This is a genomic window from Kosakonia sp. (genome assembly GCF_032052965.1).
GTDB lineage: Bacteria > Pseudomonadota > Gammaproteobacteria > Enterobacterales > Enterobacteriaceae > Kosakonia.
In genome coordinates this window covers 15,306-32,011 of the sequence record NZ_DAMBVN010000022.1, presented here as the reverse complement: position 1 = coordinate 32,011, position 16,706 = coordinate 15,306, and the positions used below count along the sequence as shown (strand labels likewise).

The 16,706-nt window shown below is 54.2% G+C and carries 19 protein-coding genes; 15 read left to right on the top strand and 4 right to left on the bottom strand.

Annotated elements, in window-relative coordinates; translation table 11 throughout:
• The first annotated feature begins 63 nt into the window (after positions 1-63).
• From RTX30_RS20045 to tcp, 7 genes are all read left to right on the top strand, one after another.
• A complete protein-coding gene (locus RTX30_RS20045) occupies positions 64-1,410 on the top strand; it encodes an MFS transporter (protein ID WP_312692096.1) in 1,347 nt (448 codons plus the stop codon).
• Entirely contained in the window at positions 1,400-2,746 is a 1,347-nt protein-coding gene (locus RTX30_RS20040) for an enolase C-terminal domain-like protein (protein WP_312692094.1), read from the top strand. The genes RTX30_RS20045 and RTX30_RS20040 overlap by 11 nt, the downstream gene beginning before the upstream one ends.
• A 98-nt stretch (positions 2,747-2,844) precedes the next feature.
• Positions 2,845-3,156 (top strand): metalloregulator ArsR/SmtB family transcription factor, encoded by a 312-nt coding sequence (locus RTX30_RS20035; RefSeq protein WP_312692092.1) that lies wholly within the window; start codon positions 2,845-2,847, stop codon positions 3,154-3,156.
• 2 nt (positions 3,157-3,158) lie between these two features.
• Positions 3,159-3,674 (top strand): rhodanese family protein, encoded by a 516-nt coding sequence (locus RTX30_RS20030; RefSeq protein WP_312692089.1) that lies wholly within the window; start codon positions 3,159-3,161, stop codon positions 3,672-3,674.
• 86 nt (positions 3,675-3,760) lie between these two features.
• Complete coding sequence (locus tag RTX30_RS20025; RefSeq protein ID WP_312692086.1) at positions 3,761-4,303, top strand: RNA 2'-phosphotransferase; 543 nt, start codon at positions 3,761-3,763, stop codon at positions 4,301-4,303.
• A gap of 70 nt (positions 4,304-4,373) precedes the next feature.
• The gene (locus RTX30_RS20020; RefSeq protein WP_312692083.1) at positions 4,374-5,795 is read left to right on the top strand and encodes a DNA cytosine methyltransferase; all 1,422 of its coding nucleotides are present in this window, start codon (positions 4,374-4,376) and stop codon (positions 5,793-5,795) included.
• 133 nt (positions 5,796-5,928) lie between these two features.
• The gene (tcp, locus tag RTX30_RS20015) at positions 5,929-7,590 is read left to right on the top strand and encodes a methyl-accepting chemotaxis citrate transducer (protein ID WP_312692080.1); all 1,662 of its coding nucleotides are present in this window, start codon (positions 5,929-5,931) and stop codon (positions 7,588-7,590) included.
• A 38-nt stretch (positions 7,591-7,628) separates the two neighbouring features.
• Here tcp and RTX30_RS20010 read toward each other — a convergent pair whose 3' ends face one another.
• The gene (locus RTX30_RS20010) at positions 7,629-8,525 is read right to left on the bottom strand and encodes a LysR family transcriptional regulator (protein WP_312692076.1); all 897 of its coding nucleotides are present in this window, start codon (positions 8,523-8,525) and stop codon (positions 7,629-7,631) included.
• 99 nt (positions 8,526-8,624) lie between these two features.
• On the opposite strand from RTX30_RS20010, the gene RTX30_RS20005 reads away from it, so the two are divergent.
• On the top strand, positions 8,625-9,233 hold the full coding sequence (locus tag RTX30_RS20005) for a short chain dehydrogenase (RefSeq protein ID WP_312692073.1): 609 nt from the start codon (positions 8,625-8,627) through the stop codon (positions 9,231-9,233).
• Positions 9,234-9,262: 29 nt separating this feature from the next.
• Here RTX30_RS20005 and RTX30_RS20000 read toward each other — a convergent pair whose 3' ends face one another.
• Both RTX30_RS20000 and RTX30_RS19995 read right to left on the bottom strand, forming a co-directional pair.
• Positions 9,263-10,117 (bottom strand): hypothetical protein, encoded by an 855-nt coding sequence (locus RTX30_RS20000; protein ID WP_312692070.1) that lies wholly within the window; start codon positions 10,115-10,117, stop codon positions 9,263-9,265.
• Positions 10,118-10,241: 124 nt separating this feature from the next.
• Complete coding sequence (locus RTX30_RS19995; protein ID WP_312692067.1) at positions 10,242-10,400, bottom strand: YqaE/Pmp3 family membrane protein; 159 nt, start codon at positions 10,398-10,400, stop codon at positions 10,242-10,244.
• Positions 10,401-10,588: 188 nt separating this feature from the next.
• Between RTX30_RS19995 and RTX30_RS19990 the strand changes: the two genes are divergently transcribed.
• Both RTX30_RS19990 and alaE read left to right on the top strand, forming a co-directional pair.
• A complete protein-coding gene (locus RTX30_RS19990; protein WP_312692064.1) occupies positions 10,589-10,768 on the top strand; it encodes a hypothetical protein in 180 nt (59 codons plus the stop codon).
• 448 nt (positions 10,769-11,216) lie between these two features.
• Positions 11,217-11,666 (top strand): L-alanine exporter AlaE, encoded by a 450-nt coding sequence (gene alaE, locus RTX30_RS19985; RefSeq protein WP_312692061.1) that lies wholly within the window; start codon positions 11,217-11,219, stop codon positions 11,664-11,666.
• A 29-nt stretch (positions 11,667-11,695) separates the two neighbouring features.
• On the opposite strand, the gene RTX30_RS19980 is transcribed toward alaE, so the two are convergent.
• Positions 11,696-12,043, bottom strand: a complete 348-nt coding sequence (locus tag RTX30_RS19980; protein ID WP_312692057.1) for a DUF2002 family protein — start codon at positions 12,041-12,043, stop codon at positions 11,696-11,698.
• 163 nt (positions 12,044-12,206) lie between these two features.
• Here RTX30_RS19980 and RTX30_RS19975 point away from each other — a divergent pair, with 163 nt between their 5' ends.
• From RTX30_RS19975 to nrdF, 5 genes are all read left to right on the top strand, one after another.
• Complete coding sequence (locus RTX30_RS19975) at positions 12,207-12,533, top strand: DUF883 domain-containing protein (RefSeq protein WP_312692054.1); 327 nt, start codon at positions 12,207-12,209, stop codon at positions 12,531-12,533.
• A gap of 263 nt (positions 12,534-12,796) precedes the next feature.
• Positions 12,797-13,042 carry a glutaredoxin-like protein NrdH gene (gene nrdH / locus RTX30_RS19970; RefSeq protein ID WP_312692051.1) on the top strand — a complete coding sequence of 82 codons (246 nt, stop codon included), beginning with the start codon at positions 12,797-12,799 and terminating at the stop codon, positions 13,040-13,042.
• The gene (gene nrdI / locus RTX30_RS19965; RefSeq protein WP_312692048.1) at positions 13,039-13,449 is read left to right on the top strand and encodes a class Ib ribonucleoside-diphosphate reductase assembly flavoprotein NrdI; all 411 of its coding nucleotides are present in this window, start codon (positions 13,039-13,041) and stop codon (positions 13,447-13,449) included. The genes nrdH and nrdI overlap by 4 nt, the downstream gene beginning before the upstream one ends.
• Entirely contained in the window at positions 13,422-15,566 is a 2,145-nt protein-coding gene (gene nrdE, locus RTX30_RS19960; protein WP_312692045.1) for a class 1b ribonucleoside-diphosphate reductase subunit alpha, read from the top strand. The genes nrdI and nrdE overlap by 28 nt, the downstream gene beginning before the upstream one ends.
• Positions 15,567-15,576: 10 nt before the next feature.
• On the top strand, positions 15,577-16,539 hold the full coding sequence (gene nrdF, locus RTX30_RS19955; RefSeq protein WP_312692043.1) for a class 1b ribonucleoside-diphosphate reductase subunit beta: 963 nt from the start codon (positions 15,577-15,579) through the stop codon (positions 16,537-16,539).
• Positions 16,540-16,706 lie beyond the last annotated feature (167 nt).

The window sequence follows — 16,706 nt, the reverse complement described above, 5'->3', positions numbered from 1 at the left end:
GCACATATTTTTCCCTTATCGAGCTCCTTACTATTTAAAAACTATAATAACAGGAGCACACCCATGACTGAGACAGGGCATCTGCAGGTACCTCCCGAATTGCAAAAACATATTTCCAGCGCGGTCGGAAAATTCTTCCGCCGTATCATTCCTATGCTGGCAATAATGTTGATCATTAATCAAATCGACCGTTCTAATATTGGCTTTATTAAAGCTGAACTGCACACTGACGCCGGGATCAGCGCCGCGGCCTTTGGCCTTGGGGCCGGTCTGTTTTTTATTGGTTATGCGCTGTTTGAAGTCCCCAGTAATATCATGATGAAACGTTATGGCGCGCGGCTGTGGCTCACCCGCATTATGGTGACCTGGGGGCTGGTGGTGATGTTGACCGGGTTTGTTACCTCGCCGGTACAGTTTTATGCACTGCGTTTTTTGCTCGGCGTTGCGGAAGCGGGCTTTTTCCCCGGTGTGTTGTTTTACTTTCGTCAGTGGGTGCCAAACAGCCATCGCGGGCGCGCGACGGCAATGATCTTAAGCGCCTCGGCAGGGGCATTCCTCTTTTCCGGTCCGATTACCGGTTCCATCCTGATGATGCATGATTTCATGGGTATTGCTGGCTGGAAATGGGTGATGTTTCTGGAAGGCGGCGGCTCGGTCCTGGTAGGGCTGATTGCGCTGGCAGTGCTGGTGTCGCGCCCACAAGATGCACGCTGGCTTAGCGCCGAAGAGAAACACGCGCTGACTGCGTTGCTGGAGCAGGAAGACCACGCGCGTGAAAGCTACCACACCACACCGGGAAAATGGGCGTTACTTACCGACCGGCGGCTGCTGACCTATTGTCTGATCTTCTTCACCATGACCATGACCGGCTACACGCTGGTGTTCTGGCTGCCGCAGATTATCCAGCGTATTCAGGGGTTCAGCAGTTTTGGTATCGGCCTGCTCACCGCCATCCCCTGGATGTGCGCCATTATTGCGCTCAATGTCGTGGGCCGTTACAGCGACCGCTACCGCGACAAACTGAACCAGGGGCTGGGCCTGGCGATGCTGGTTGCCGCCTGTGGCACCTTTATGGCGACAATGGGTAACCCGTGGTTCGGTTTTGTGGCAATGATTATTGCCTGCATCGGTTCGAAAGTGAGCGCCACGCTGTTCTGGCCGATGCCGCAAGGCGAGTTGCCCGCCAGCATTGTGGCGCCAGGCATTGCGTTGATTAATTCCATTGGCAATCTCGGCGGCTTTTTCGCCCCGACGGTGTTTGGCTACCTGGAACTGACCACCGGCTCCACCACCGGTGGGCTGTATGCGTTAACCAGCGTTTCTGTGATCACCGGGTTGTGGCTGCTGCTGTTCCGGCATACCCCCGCCCCCGGTGCCTTTGTGACCGTGGAGAATAAACATGTCCGCTAGCCCGATAATAACCAAAATGCAGGTCATTCCGGTGGCCGGGTACGACAGTATGCTGCTGAATATTGGCGGGGCGCATAACTGCTATTTCACCCGCATTCTGGTGCAACTGACCGATTCCAGCGGTCATACCGGCGTCGGCGAATGCCCATGCCACAGTTCAGTGCTGGACTTGCTGGCGCGCTTTGAACCACAGATTGTCGGCAGTGAGTTGCTGCGTCTGAATCACACCCTCAGCCAGCTGTGGCGCAGCGATGCACGCAACCAGCACAGTACGCTGGCCGACACGATTCATATTCCGCAGATGAACCCGGAAAAGTTTTATAACGCCGTGGCGGCGATTGAAGCCGCGCTGCTGGACTTACAGGGAAAATGGCTCAATTTGCCGGTGGCGGATCTGCTGGCTTGCGGCAAACAGCGCGATCGCATTCCGGTGCTCGGCTATCTGTTTTATGTCGCCGATCGCCGTAAAACGACGATGAACTACCTGTCCGGCGAAGATGAGCATGGCGACTGGTTCCGGCTGCGCCACCAGCAGGCTATGGATCATGAAAGTGTGGTGCGTCTGGCCGAGGCGGCCACAGAACAGTACGGTTTTCGCGACTTTAAACTGAAAGGCGGCGTGCACGCGGGCGACTATGAAGTGGAAACGGTCGAGCGGCTGCTGGCGCGCTTCCCCGGTGCGCGGGTGACGGTTGATCCTAATGCCAGTTGGTCGCTGGAAGAGGCGATACGGCTGGGCAAACAGCTGGCCGGGCGCGTGCCTTACCTGGAAGATCCCTGCGGCGCGGAACAGGGATTTTCTGGTCGCGAAACCCTGGCGGAGTTTAAACGGGCCACGGGCGTCCCGGTTGCGACCAATATGATTGCCAATGACTGGCGGCAGCTGGAGCATGCGTTACGACTGAATGCTATCGATATCCCTCTGGCGGACCCGCACTTCTGGACACTGCGCAATGCCCATACCGTCGGGCAATTATGCAGTGAGTGGGGACTCACAACCGGTTGTCATTCGAATAATCACTTCGATATTTCGCTGGCGATGGTGGCTCACCTGGGCGCCGCCGCGCCGGGCGATCGCATTACCGCGTTTGATACGCACTGGATCTGGCAGGATGGCCAGCAACTTAGCCAAGAACCACCGAAAATTCGCGACGGTTTTCTGGCGCTGCCGGAAGGACCAGGGCTCGGGATTACGCTGAATATGGCGCGCGTAGAAGCGGCGCATCAACTTTACCTGTCATTGCCGGATAAAAACCGTAACGATGCCATCGGCATGCAATTTCTGATCGATAACTGGACGTTTAACGCCAAGCGCCCGACCCTGATGCGCCCGTAAAGTCATGCCGTCAGCGCCAGAGTCTGGCGGCACTCTTCACTTGTATTCTCCCCCCCTTTATTTTAGATTTATCTAAATTTAGAAAAATCTAAACTAAAATGAACGCGACCCAAATCAACCTACTGCAGGCGCAGGCCGCTCAGGCCAGCTGCCTGCTGAAATCAATGAGCAACCCGCACCGACTGCTTATTCTCTGTATGCTGATCGATGCGCCAGGCACTCCGGCAGGCGAACTGAGCGCTATCACTGGTCTGAGCCCTTCTGCTACATCCCAACATCTGGCACGCATGAAGGAAGAAGGTCTGGTCGTAAGTCAGCGCGACGCTCAGCGGGTGAATTACTTTATTAAAGATCCTGCAGTACGGGAAATTATCAGCACACTCAAGGGCATATACTGCCCGGAGGCATAATCATGCATTACACTCAGACTACGCCGAAAGAGGCCCTTGCGTTACAGAAAAAGGGCGCAGTAATTGTCGATATTCGCCAGCCGGCAGAGTTTCGCCGCGAGCATTTGCAAGACGCGCTCTCGCTGCCGCTTGACGAAATACAGGCCGGGAAAATGCTCCCGCCGACACAAACGGTGATCTTTCATTGCCAGTCCGGCATGCGAACTCAACAAAACATTGCGGCACTGGTGCAGGCAGCCGGCACGGCAGAGGTCATGATCCTTGAAGGCGGATTAAATCACTGGAAACAGGTGAACCTGCCAACCATTGAAGATAAAAGCCAGCCACGCCCGCTGATGCAACAGGTGCAAATCGTTGCCGGTACGTTGATCCTCGCCGGTGTGGTACTGGGTTATACCGTCAACCCTGGCTTTTTCCTGCTGTCGGGTTTTGTCGGCGCGGGACTGCTGTTCGCCGGGCTTAGCGGCTGGTGTGGCATGGCGCTACTGCTGGCGAAAATGCCATGGAACAACCGTTAAGGGTTTTGCAGGCCATCGCCAATTGTCGTGAATTGCCAGGCAAAAACAGCGGCAGGATAATAGCACTTTGCGAGGGAGAGCCATCATTGAACAAAAAACAGAGTGAACTGAGTAAGTTTTTAAGCTACGTGCTGCGCCATGAGCCACAGGCGATTGACCTGACACTGGATGCAGAAGGCTGGGCCAGTGTTGACGCGTTAATCGCGGGGGCAGCCAGACAGGGTTATCACTATACCCCTGCGCTGATCCAGGAAATTGTCGATACCAGCGACAAAAAGCGCTTTACGCTTTCTGTCGATGGCGCACGCATTCGCGCCGCGCAGGGGCATTCAACTTCGCAAGTGAAAATTTCGTACACGCCTGTAACACCGCCCGGTACGCTATACCACGGTACTGCTACCCGTTTTCTGGAGGACATCCTGGCCCAGGGGCTGGAGGCGAAGTCGCGCCAGCATGTGCATTTATCTGCCGATGAAGTCACCGCAACAACTGTCGGGCAACGCCACGGCAAACCCGTGGTGTTACGCATTCTCGCGGGCGAAATGCATGCGCAAGGCTTTGTTTTCTATCAAGCCGACAACGGCGTGTGGCTGACGGAAGCCGTACCAGCGGCATTTATTCAGCAATAACCCCCTGTTCTGGCGATTCTCCTCTGGGTCAAATGAGTGATATATTCAGCCCATAATCCAAGGAGACGCCATGGCGGAATTAGATTCACTTGCGCAGGATCTGCTGGCGCAGGCCGACACTGACCAACAGCGGCAGCAGTTGCGCGACCGGGCATTACTCGACCAGGTACTGGAAATTTACGGCCAGAAATATGTGGCAGAGCAGTTAAAAAAAGCGGGCAAACTCGAATGGAGCCGCGAATCCCTTAACCGCTGGGTCAATGGCAAAGGCGCGGCGAAAAGGCTGACCGCAGCCGAAGAAGCGTTGCTGCGCGACCTGCTGCCTTCCCCGCCGGCACACCACCCGCATTATCGCTTTCGTTTTATCGATCTCTTTGCCGGTATCGGCGGCATTCGTAGCGGCTTTGAGGCCATCGGCGGGCAGTGTGTTTTTACCAGCGAATGGAATAAAAATGCGGTGCGCACCTACAAAGCCAACTGGTACAACGATAAAGCCACGCACACCTTTAATCAGGATATTCGCGAGGTGACGCTGAGCGGCAACCCCGCTATCAGTGAAACAGAAGCCTACGCACACATTACCCAGCACATCCCCGAACACGATGTGCTGCTGGCAGGTTTTCCCTGTCAGCCATTCAGCCTTGCTGGCGTCAGTAAAAAGAATGCGCTTGGCCGCGCCCACGGTTTTGAATGCGAAGCGCAAGGGACGCTCTTTTTTGACGTTGCACGGATCATCAAAGCCCGCCGCCCGGCCATTTTTGTACTGGAAAACGTTAAAAACCTGAAAAGCCATGACAAAGGCAAAACCTTTAGCGTGATCATGAATACGCTGGACGAACTGGGTTACGACGTGGCCGACGCCGATGCGTCGGGTAAAGACGATCCGAAAATTATCGATGGTAAGCATTTTCTGCCGCAGCACCGGGAGCGCATTGTGCTGGTCGGCTTCCGCCGGGATTTACAACTTAGCGAAGGCTTTACACTGCGCGATATTGACCGCCTTTACCCGGCGCAGCGCCCGACATTTGGCGAGCTGCTTGATCCCTCCGTCGACAGTAAGTACGTGCTGTCGCAGAAATTGTGGGACTACCTCTACCGCTATGCCAAAAAACATGCGGCAAAAGGCAACGGTTTCGGCTTTGGGCTGGTCGATCCGACCCGTGCCGATAGCGTCGCCCGCACCCTGTCGGCACGCTACCATAAAGATGGCTCGGAGATTCTGGTCGATCGCGGCTGGGATAAAGCCCTTGGCGAAACCGATTTTACGCACGCAGAAAACCAGGCCCGACGCCCGCGCCGCCTGACACCGCACGAATGCGCCCGCCTGATGGGCTTCGAAAAAGTGGGGCAAAACGCGTTCCGTATTCCCGTCTCTGATACCCAGGCTTACCGCCAGTTTGGCAATTCGGTGGTGGTACCGGTGTTTGCCGCCGTGGCAAAACTGCTGGAGCCGCGTATCGCACTGGCGGTAAAACGGCGCAACAAAAAGTAACCCAACAGTCCGGTGTGTGACGCACCGGGCACTTTATTTAGTCCACGTTAAGTGTTTAAAAAGCGATCATAAAGTTACTGCCGGCCAGGTCGATAATTGTTGAGCAATCCCGACTCTTTCACGGACTATGGCCATGCTTAAAAATATACGGGTTATTACCGGCATTATTATTGCTCTCTCAGTATTTTGCCTCCTTCAACTGGTCACCGGGGGTCTCTTCTACTCGGCGGTCAACAACGACAGAATCAACTTCCAGAACACGGGTGTTCTGAACGCACAGCAAGAAAATCTTGGCGACAGCGTAAATACGCTAGTCAAAACACGTGTCACCGTTACACGAGTGGCTATCCGCTTTTTAAAAAACCAGCGCGATCCCGCGTCGCTTGCCAGTATCGATAAACTGCTGACCACGGCGACCGACTCGCTCGGTAAAGCCGACGTTTACTTCAACAACTATAAAAGCACACCGCGTGTTGCGGGTCAGGATCAGGCGTTAGCCGATGAAGTCGCGCAAAACGTCACCAAAATGCACGATGTGTTGCAACAGTCGATTACCTTCCTGAAAGCCAATAATTACGAAGCCTACGGCAACCTGGATGCGCAGCAAGCGCAGGATGATATGGAGGCCAGCTATGCCAAATGGCGGGCTGAAAATAACACCTTCCTGCAAGCCGCCGCCCAGGAAAACCAAAGCAGCTTTACCAGCATGCAGTGGACACTCGGCACGATTTTGCTGGTGGTGATTGCGGTAATGGTGGTGATTTGGCTCGGCCTGCAACATTTATTGCTGAGGCCACTGCACAGCATTATGAGCCATATCCGCGCGATTGCTGGCGGCGATTTGACCCAGTCCATTTCCGCCCAGGGCCGCAACGAAATGAGCCAACTGGCCGCGGGCCTGCATGAAATGCAATCCTCGCTGGTGCAGACTGTTAGCGCCGTGCGTAACAGTTCCGACTCGATTTACACCGGGGCGAGTGAAATCTCTACCGGCAATAACGATCTCTCTTCTCGTACTGAGCAGCAGGCTGCCTCGCTGGAAGAGACGGCCGCCAGTATGGAGCAACTGACTGCCACGGTGAAACAGAACACCGACAACGCCCGTCAGGCCTCACAACTGGCGAAAACGGCTTCGGATACCGCCGCGCGCGGCGGCCAGGTCGTCAGCAATGTGGTGCGCACAATGAGCGAAATCTCCGACAGCTCGCAGCAAATTGCGCATATTACCAGTGTGATTGATGGCATCGCTTTCCAGACCAATATTCTGGCGCTCAACGCCGCCGTCGAAGCTGCCCGCGCGGGTGAGCAGGGTCGCGGTTTCGCCGTGGTCGCCGGGGAAGTTCGCACCCTTGCCAGCCGCAGCGCCCAGGCAGCGAAAGAGATCAAGACACTGATCGAAAACTCCGTTAACCGTGTCAACTCGGGTACCACCCAGGTAGCAGAAGCGGGCGACACGATGAAGGAGATCGTTAACGCCGTTACCCGCGTGACCGATATCATGGGGGAAATCGCCTCTGCGTCGGAAGAGCAAAGCAAAGGGATCGAGCAGGTGAGCCTTGCAGTGTCGCAAATGGACAGCGTCACCCAGCAGAACGCCTCGCTGGTGCAGGAGTCTGCCGCCGCCTCTGCGGCGCTGGAAGAGCAGGCTGAACAGTTGCGCCAGGCGGTTGCGGTATTCCGCGTCAACGGCCATAACGCACTGACCAGTAGCAAACCCGGCAAACCGCAAGCAGCGCCCCTTCGCCCGGTAGCTGCGACGCAATCCACCAGCGACAATAACTGGGAAACCTTCTAATCCACTGAGACGGCCGGCGCGAGCGGATATCGCGCCGGTTAATCATTAACCCATTCCGTTATGTGAAACCGTAAGTGATCGATATAGTGCGTCAGTTTCGGTAACGGGCGGCTATCCTGCCGCCACAGCAGGTGAATCGGGCGTGGTACGGGCAAAAAGCGTTGCAGTACCGGCACCAGCTTGCCGCTGTGCAGCTCACCGCGAACCAGAATCTCCGGCTGCAACAATAAGCCCGCTCCGGCAATGGCCGCCATCCGCAAGCCCTGCCCGTCATTACAGCGCAACACCGGATCACGCTGCCAGCGTATTTCACCGCCGTCGCCAGGCAATTTCCACTCGTTATGCGCGTTCCATACCATGTGTGTCAGGCAGCGGTGATCGCGCAGATCGTCCGGTGTCACCGGCGTGCCATAACGCGCCAGATAGGACGGCGCAGCGCAAATCACCATCCGGTACAGACACAGCGGTTTAGCCACCACATCGTCGGGGCACACGTCGCCAATACGGATCGCCAGGTCAAATCCCTCTTCGACCAGATCGACCCGCCGGTTACTGAGCTCCAGTTCAACACGCACCTGCGGCCACTCGTTCAGAAAAACGGCCGTCAAGGGTGCAATGACGCAGGCGCCAAACGTGGTCGGGGCGCTAACACGCAGGGTGCCGGCGGGCGTAGCCCGTAGCCGCTCAATGGAGGTTTCCGCTACATGTACCTGCTCCAGCACCCGGCGGGCTTCTTCGTAGAAAACGCGGCCAGCATCGGTCAGGCTTTGCCGCCGGGTATTGCGTACCAGTAAACGCGTGCCGAGGGCGTTTTCCAGTTGCCCGACGTACTTCCCCACCATCACTGCCGAGATCGCCAGCCGGGCGGCGGCTTCTGTAAAATTGCCCTCCTCCACTACCGTGACGAAGATCTCCATACTGCGCAGTTTATCCATATTGCTAACCTACACTTTGTAATCAACAAACCTTTCACTCATTTATCTTATCAATGATTAGGGAAAGAATGCGCTCTTCCAGGACAGATGGAGAGCACAATGAAAATTATCGTTATTGGTGCCACCGGCACCGTGGGCAGCGCGGTGGTTGATGAACTGCGCAAAGACAATCAGCATGACATTTTTTGCGTTGGCTTTACGCGCGGCGATCTGCAGGTCGATATTACCCGGGATGAGAGCGTGCAGGCCATGTTTGCCGCAACCGGACGTGTGGATGCGATCGTCGCCGCGACGGGGGATCTGTTTTTCGGCCCGCTGACGAGCATGACGGCGAAAGATTTTGCGTTGGGTCTGGAAAGTAAACTGCTGGGACAGGTACGGCTGGCATTAATTGGCCAGCATTATCTCAATGATGGCGGCTCGATTACCCTGACAAGCGGGATCGTTGGTGTGGAACCCATTGCCCAGGGCGCTAATGCCACCACCGTTAACGCTGCGCTGGAGGGTTTTGTCAAAGCGGCGGCCTGCGAATTGCCGCGTGGCATACGTATCAACGTGGTTAGCCCAACGATGCTGGCAGAATCCGCCGCGGGCTATGGCCCTTTCTTTCCGGGGTTTGAAAGTGTGCCGGCAGCGCGCGTCGCACTGGCTTATCGCCGCAGTATCGCTGGCGTGCAGACCGGGCGCACCTATGCCGTTGGTTATTAAACACATCCCCGCCGTAGCGGGGATGGCCACTATTTTACGGCACTGACGTTATTCACAAAGCTTTGCCACTGCTGCTGCAACGCGCTGATGTGGCTTTTTTCCATCTCACTGATGTACGGCAGCGAAGGGCTTGCATTCACCCGGTCATTAAGCTGAGTAAACCAGACATCGCTGTCTTTACTGCTGGCAGTCAGTTGTAACATCTCGTTGCGCACGGTCTGCGAAGCGTGTGTCCCGGCGCTCAGTTGTGCAATCGCTTCCTGATGGTGCTGCGCCTGCCCGCTATCGCCAAGACTTTGTGCCAGCGTGGCCGCCTGGGTGAGTACCACGCGGGTCTGCTGATCCGCTTGATCGGCTTTTTCACGGATAAATTGGGCAACAAAATCGCTGGCCTGCTGCTGATAATCCGCAGAGACGTACTGTTGCACCACTTTGTTAAGCTTGGCTTGTGTCAGTGCCAAATCCATCGCGTTGGTGGTGTAGTCGCCACTGACTTCAGGGGACGTCATTGCCTGATGGAGCGCATTGGCCATATCGTCAGCGGCAACTGTTGAGTGCTGGAAAAAGTCGATAAAACGCACGGCATCGTTAGCGGTGGCCGGATCGCCATAAAACGCACTGGCCAGGCTCGGCCCACCACGGGTCGTGGCTGCTATGTTGTTATTCCGCGTCGCTGCCACAGCGCGGGTCGTTTCTTCAATCTGTTCTTTGGTCGGTGGGGTATGACCTTCCATCCCGCGCGCAAGCGCTTCGGCAGAGAAAGTTACTGCAATGGAACTCTCGGTGACGATCTCTTTACCTGCAAAGATGATGGTCTTTGACTGACGCGTCGTATCGGGCATATTTTGTGTGGCAGACACAGCTCCGACGTCCTTAATGCTCATCTCTTCTCCTTAGAATCATTACCAGACGAGGTATTTATCGTCTGAATGAAACAAATCTTTACGATTTTGGCGAGAATATATGCAGCATGCGAGCAGGGCGGGCGGTAAACCGCCCGCCTGAAGATCAGTCGCGCGTTTGTACCCAAAAGGCGTGGATCAGACCTGGGATGTACCCCAGCAGCGTGAGTAAGATGTTAAGAAGAAATGCCCAGCCGAAACCTTTGCCAAGCAGTACGCCAAGTGGCGGCAGAATAATCGTAAAGACAATACGCCAGAAACCCATACAGCCTCCCTTGCAAGTACATTGCAGCTCATTGAAAAAAAACACTTTCTCTTTAAGAATAGTTGCTGAGGCTGGCCTCGCCACCTTTATCTGGCGCTTTTACGCTGTTTTACGCTATCGCTGCGCTATACCGTAACTCCGCGCCAGGCTATGGTTATGAACACAAACTCACAACAAAGGAGCTCTGTATGTTTTCTGTCGGCGATATCGTGCAACCGCGCATTGGCGGCCCGAAATTAAAGGTGCTTGAAGTCCATGAAGATCAACTCGTTGCAGTGCCTGCCCATGATGAGCAAGCGGACAAACTTACGCTGAAGGCCGAGGATGTTTCTCTCTATAAAGAAGAGGGAGATTTCGGCGTTTGCTGATCGTTTGCGGTGAGAGTCCTCTCACCGCACATGCCGTTCTTATGCAATAAAAACGCATAAATAATCACAGTAATCCTCAGAATTAAACACTACCCATGCAGCTTTATCAGCATAAAAAATCCTGCAAGGCCTTTCCATGTTGCAGCCTTAAGCACACTCCTCTGAAAGAGCATTTATTTATCTCGCTTAAAACAGCCTGTCGTTACACATGAAAATATAACAACATGAAAATAAAGAATTTTTTAACCAACCCCAACAAAAATAATGAAATGCACAAAAAACGCACACTCGCAGAGCACTTTATCCAATAAAGAGAAAATAATAAAAATTAATCGCTAGTTGTTAGTTTATATCCAGACAGATAATCTATCCGCATCAAATCAGGCACGTCAAAACGCTATATCCCCTTTACGTTTGCTATTTTTATTGAGTATCAAGGAGCTCGCTCATGTTCTCTTCGCAGTCCCGCCTGCGTCACGCCGCAGCAGACACCTTCGCGATGGTTGTCTATTGCTCGGTAGTGAACATGCTGATTGAAATATTTCTCTCTGGAATGAGCTTTGAGCAGTCACTTTCATCGCGTCTGGTGGCGATTCCGGTAAACATTATTATTGCCTGGCCATATGGAATGTACCGCGATCTCTTTATGCGTTTTGCCCGCCGTTTTAGCCCGTCAGGCTGGATGAAAAATCTGGCGGACGTGCTGGCCTACGTGACGTTTCAGTCGCCAGTGTATGTGGCAATTTTGTGGTCGGTGGGTGCAGACGGGCACCAGATTATCGCTGCAGTCAGCTCTAATATTGTGCTGTCGATGATGATGGGCGCGGTGTACGGCTATTTCCTTGATTATTGCCGCCGTCTGTTCCGGGTGAGTCGTTACCATCAGGCCAAAGCCTGATGGCGGGCAGCAGGCTTAAAACCTGCTGCTTAATGCTGTGGTTCACCAAATAATCCTGTAATAAACCTTTCCAGCGCCATCCGTGAGCTAAAGCCATGCGGAATGCCGTAATGTTCCTGCGCATCGCCGCCGAGATAAAGCGGGAAATTCTGGTAGTGGTCGCACATCTTAATGTCCGAGGCGGGCTCCGCAAGCGACAAACTCCGTTCTTTAAGCGTGGGGTGGATCACCAGCGCTGTGCGGCCCATACGCGCTTCGCGATTCACATAAACATAATTTTCGCCACGGCGATAACCGTACGTTTTCGTCGTTGCCACATCCATTGTGAATCCCACATTTTCCAGAACGCGTGCCACTTCATCGGGTCTTAAATACATAGATTTTCCTCGTCATCTTTCTACAGCATCGCCACCTTACATGACTCAGCATTGGCAACGCTTTCAGAAAAGTCCACAAACGGCGGCGAAAGGCGCGATTGCCGTCTGGCCTCGAAAAATATGGTCTACACTAAATTTCACATCAAAAACGAGGGAGGATCCTATGTTTAACAGACCGAATCGCCGTGATGTAGATGAAGGTGTTGAGGAGATCAACCACGATGTAAACCAGCTGGCAGACAGCCTGGAAGCGGTGCTGAAATCCTGGGGCAGTGATGCCAAAGACGAAGCTGAAACCGCACGTCGCAAGGCGCAGGCGCTGCTAAAAGAGACGCGTGCTCGTTTGCACGGTCGCAACCGCGTACAACAAGCGGCGCGAGATGCCGTAGGTTGCGCAGATACGTTTGTTAAAGATAAACCCTGGTGCAGCGTGGGCGCTGCCGCCGCGGTAGGGATCTTTCTTGGCGCCCTGTTGAGCTTGCGCCGCTAACGATTAACTGACTACCGCTAACCCCTGCCGGATCCCCGCCTGCAGGGGTTTTTATTTGCTCCGGCGGCACTAACTCTGTGTAAAACGTGTACAAAACCCCCTTACCCATTGTTTCCATCCTTCGGGTAAAGCCTATGACAAATTCCTATATATTGTGTGGTTGCATCTTCTAATAACTACATCTAGTATTCTTCTCAGTAACTGACACACTAACTGACGCGAACTTTCGCGCCGCTTAATCATTCTAAACGGAAATACGAATTATGCGCATTACCATTTACACTCGAAACGATTGTGTACAGTGCCACGCCACCAAACGTGCCATGGAAAGCCGTGGCCTGGCGTTCGAAATGGTGAACGTCGATCTGGTGCCGGAAGCGGTAGAGGATCTGCGGGCGATGGGTTTTCGTCAGTTACCGGTGGTGGTCGCCGGAGAGGATAAATGGTCCGGTTTTCGCCCGGATATGATCAACCGCCTGCACAGCGCCCCCAGCGTGGCCAGCGCATGAGCACCCTCGTCTACTTTTCCAGCAGTTCCGAAAATACGCAGCGTTTTATGGCGCGTCTCGGGCTGCCGGCGGTACGCATTCCGCTGAATGAGCGCGAACGTATCCAGGTAGACGAGCCCTATATCCTTGTGGTGCCCAGTTACGGCGGCGGTGGCACGGCGGGTGCGGTGCCCCGTCAGGTGATCCGCTTTTTGAACGATCCGCATAACCGCGCGTTGATCCGCGGTGTGATTGCCTCCGGTAACCGTAATTTCGGCGACGCTTACGGACGCGCGGGCGATGTGATTGCACAGAAATGCAACGTCCCCTGGCTGTATCGTTTTGAGCTGATGGGCACCCGGCAGGACATCGATAACGTGCGTAAAGGAGTGAGCGAATTTTGGCTACGACAACCGCAGAACGCGTGACGCAAAGCACGCCTGATTTCCATGCACTGAATGCAATGCTCAATCTTTATGATAACGCGGGGCGCATTCAGTTCGATAAAGATCACCAGGCCGTCGATGTGTTTATGGCAACACATGTGCGCCCGAATACCGTGACGTTTGCCAGTCAGGATGAGCGCCTGAATTATCTTGTGGCGGAAGGCTATTATGATGAAAGCGTACTGGCCCGTTACGATCGCGCCTTTGTGGTTGATCTGATTGCCCACGCACACGCCCGCGGTTTTCGCTTCCAGACGTTCCTCGGCGCGTGGAAGTTTTACACCAGCTATACGCTGAAAACGTTCGACGGCAAACGTTACCTGGAACATTTTGAAGATCGCGCCTGCCTGGTCGCACTCACGCTGGCGCAGGGTGACAATGCGCTGGCGCGTCAACTGACCGAAGAGATCCTCTCCGGACGCTTCCAGCCCGCGACCCCCACCTTCCTCAACTGCGGCAAACAGCAACGCGGTGAACTGGTTTCCTGCTTCCTGCTGCGTATTGAAGACAATATGGAGTCAATTGGCCGCGCGGTGAATTCGGCGTTGCAACTTTCAAAACGCGGCGGCGGTGTGGCATTTTTGCTTTCCAATCTGCGCGAAGCGGGCGCACCGATCAAACGTATTGAGAACCAGTCCTCCGGCGTGATCCCGGTAATGAAAATGCTGGAAGACGCCTTCTCTTATGCCAACCAGTTGGGCGCACGCCAGGGGGCTGGCGCGGTGTACTTACACGCCCATCACCCGGATATTCTGCGTTTTCTCGACACCAAACGTGAGAACGCTGACGAAAAGATCCGCATCAAAACCCTGTCGCTGGGAGTCGTGATCCCGGATGTCACCTTCCGGCTGGCAAAAGAGAATGCGCAAATGGCGCTGTTTTCGCCTTACGATGTTGAGCGCTTATATGGCAACCCCTTTGGCGATGTGGCGATCAGCGAAATGTACGATCGGTTGTTGGCAGACGATCGGGTGCGCAAAAGCTACATTAATGCGCGTGATTTCTTCCAGACGCTGGCAGAGATCCAGTTTGAGTCCGGCTACCCGTACATTATGTTTGAAGATACGGTCAACCGCGCCAATCCGATTGCCGGGCGCATTAACATGAGCAACCTGTGTTCGGAAATTTTGCAGGTAAACAGCGCCTCGACTTTCGACGAAAACCTCGATTACGCCGCCATCGGGCACGATATCTCTTGCAACCTCGGTTCGCTGAACATTGCCCACACTATGGATTCCCCGGATTTTGGCCGTACCGTCGAAACCGCCATTCGCGGGCTGACAGCCGTTTCGGATATGAGTCATATTCGTTCAGTGCCGTCGGTGGAGGCAGGCAATGCCGCGTCTCACGCAATCGGGCTTGGGCAGATGAATCTTCATGGGTACCTGGCGCGTGAAGGCATTGCCTACGGTAGCCCGGAAGGGCTGGATTTCACCAATTTCTATTTTTACACCATCACCTGGCATGCGCTGCATACCTCAATGATGATCGCCCGTGAACGGGGGCACACTTTTGCCGGATTCTCGGCCTCCCGTTACGCCAGCGGTGAATATTTCAACCAGTACCTGGAAGGCGACTGGCAACCGAAGACAGAGAGAGTCCGTGCGCTGTTCGAACGATCCCGCATTACATTGCCTACGCGTGAGATGTGGCAACAACTGCGCCAGGATGTGATGCAGTACGGGATTTATAACCAGAACCTGCAGGCGGTACCGCCCACCGGGTCGATCTCGTATATCAACCACGCGACATCCAGCATTCATCCCATCGTGTCGAAAATTGAGATCCGCAAGGAAGGCAAAACCGGACGTGTTTATTATCCTGCGCCGTTTATGAACAACGATAACCTTGCGCTGTATGAAGATGCCTATGAGATTGGGCCGGAAAAAATCATTGATACCTACGCCGAAGCCACGCGCCATGTCGATCAGGGGTTGTCGCTGACGCTGTTCTTTAAAGACACCGCCACTACCCGTGATATCAATAAAGCGCAGATTTATGCGTGGAAAAAAGGCATTAAGACCTTGTACTACATCCGCCTGCGTCAGCTTGCGCTGGAAGGCACTGAGATCCAGGGCTGCGTGTCCTGCGCGTTGTAAGGAGAAAAGGATGAGCCAACTGTCACGCGTCAGCGCGGTGAACTGGAACAACATTCAGGACGACAAAGATCTGGAAGTGTGGAATCGCCTGACCAGCAACTTCTGGCTACCGGAAAAGGTGCCGCTGTCGAACGACATTCCCGCCTGGCAAACACTAAGCCCGGCGGAGCAACAACTGACTATACGCGTGTTCACCGGGCTGACACTGCTCGACACTATTCAGAACACCGTTGGCGCGCCCGCGCTGATGAGCGATGCGATCACACCGCACGAAGAGGCGGTACTGTCGAATGTCAGCTTTATGGAAGCGGTGCATGCCCGCTCCTACAGTTCGATTTTCTCCACGCTCTGCCAGACCAAAGACGTGGATGCTGCCTACGCCTGGAGTGAAGAGAATGCCGCCTTGCAGCGTAAAGCGCAGTTGATCCTTGCGCATTACCGCGCCGATGAGCCGCTAAAGAAGAAAATTGCCAGCGTGTTCCTGGAATCTTTCCTGTTCTATTCCGGTTTCTGGTTGCCGATGTACTGGTCGAGCCGCGGTAAGCTGACCAATACGGCAGATTTGATTCGGCTGATCATCCGCGATGAAGCGGTCCACGGCTACTATATTGGTTATAAGTACCAGAAAGGGCTGGAGAAAGTGAGCGCCGATAAACGCGAAGAACTGAAAAACTTCGCGCTGGAATTGATACTCGACCTTTACGATAACGAAGTGCGCTATACAGAAGATGTGTACGGCGACAGTGGCTGGGTCGAGGATGTGAAAGCGTTTCTCTGCTACAACGCCAACAAGGCTTTGATGAACCTCGGCTATGAAGCCCTTTTCCCGGCGGAAATGGCAGAAGTGAACCCGGCGATTCTGGCCGCCCTTTCGCCCAATGCAGACGAAAACCACGACTTCTTCTCAGGTTCTGGTTCCTCGTATGTAATGGGTAAAGCAGTCGAAACCGAAGACGAAGACTGGAACTTTTGATCCTCTCGCCCTCCCCTTTCACGGGGAGGGAATATCCCATCCGTTATTTAAAATTAAATATCCCGCCTGCCAAAAAGGTTATTGTTCATTGAATAATATTTACCGAATTCTTCAGCATAATATCCATACAGCCTCTACACTGTAATGCATCTGTCATTTTCGTCTGA

Bases quoted from the DNA above. Each gene is read 5' to 3' on its own strand.
- RTX30_RS20045 (WP_312692096.1), top strand. From the start codon at position 64: ATGACTGAGACAGGGCATCTGCAGGTACCTCCCGAATTGCAAAAACAT.
- RTX30_RS20040 (WP_312692094.1), top strand. From the start codon at position 1,400: ATGTCCGCTAGCCCGATAATAACCAAAATGCAGGTCATTCCGGTGGCC.
- RTX30_RS20035 (WP_312692092.1), top strand. From the start codon at position 2,845: ATGAACGCGACCCAAATCAACCTACTGCAGGCGCAGGCCGCTCAGGCC.
- RTX30_RS20030 (WP_312692089.1), top strand. From the start codon at position 3,159: ATGCATTACACTCAGACTACGCCGAAAGAGGCCCTTGCGTTACAGAAA.
- RTX30_RS20020 (WP_312692083.1), top strand. From the start codon at position 4,374: ATGGCGGAATTAGATTCACTTGCGCAGGATCTGCTGGCGCAGGCCGAC.
- tcp (WP_312692080.1), top strand. From the start codon at position 5,929: ATGCTTAAAAATATACGGGTTATTACCGGCATTATTATTGCTCTCTCA.
- RTX30_RS20010 (WP_312692076.1), bottom strand. From the start codon at position 8,525: ATGGATAAACTGCGCAGTATGGAGATCTTCGTCACGGTAGTGGAGGAG.
- RTX30_RS20005 (WP_312692073.1), top strand. From the start codon at position 8,625: ATGAAAATTATCGTTATTGGTGCCACCGGCACCGTGGGCAGCGCGGTG.
- RTX30_RS20000 (WP_312692070.1), bottom strand. From the start codon at position 10,117: ATGAGCATTAAGGACGTCGGAGCTGTGTCTGCCACACAAAATATGCCC.
- RTX30_RS19995 (WP_312692067.1), bottom strand. From the start codon at position 10,400: ATGGGTTTCTGGCGTATTGTCTTTACGATTATTCTGCCGCCACTTGGC.
- RTX30_RS19990 (WP_312692064.1), top strand. From the start codon at position 10,589: ATGTTTTCTGTCGGCGATATCGTGCAACCGCGCATTGGCGGCCCGAAA.
- alaE (WP_312692061.1), top strand. From the start codon at position 11,217: ATGTTCTCTTCGCAGTCCCGCCTGCGTCACGCCGCAGCAGACACCTTC.
- RTX30_RS19980 (WP_312692057.1), bottom strand. From the start codon at position 12,043: ATGTATTTAAGACCCGATGAAGTGGCACGCGTTCTGGAAAATGTGGGA.
- RTX30_RS19975 (WP_312692054.1), top strand. From the start codon at position 12,207: ATGTTTAACAGACCGAATCGCCGTGATGTAGATGAAGGTGTTGAGGAG.
- nrdH (WP_312692051.1), top strand. From the start codon at position 12,797: ATGCGCATTACCATTTACACTCGAAACGATTGTGTACAGTGCCACGCC.
- nrdI (WP_312692048.1), top strand. From the start codon at position 13,039: ATGAGCACCCTCGTCTACTTTTCCAGCAGTTCCGAAAATACGCAGCGT.
- nrdF (WP_312692043.1), top strand. From the start codon at position 15,577: ATGAGCCAACTGTCACGCGTCAGCGCGGTGAACTGGAACAACATTCAG.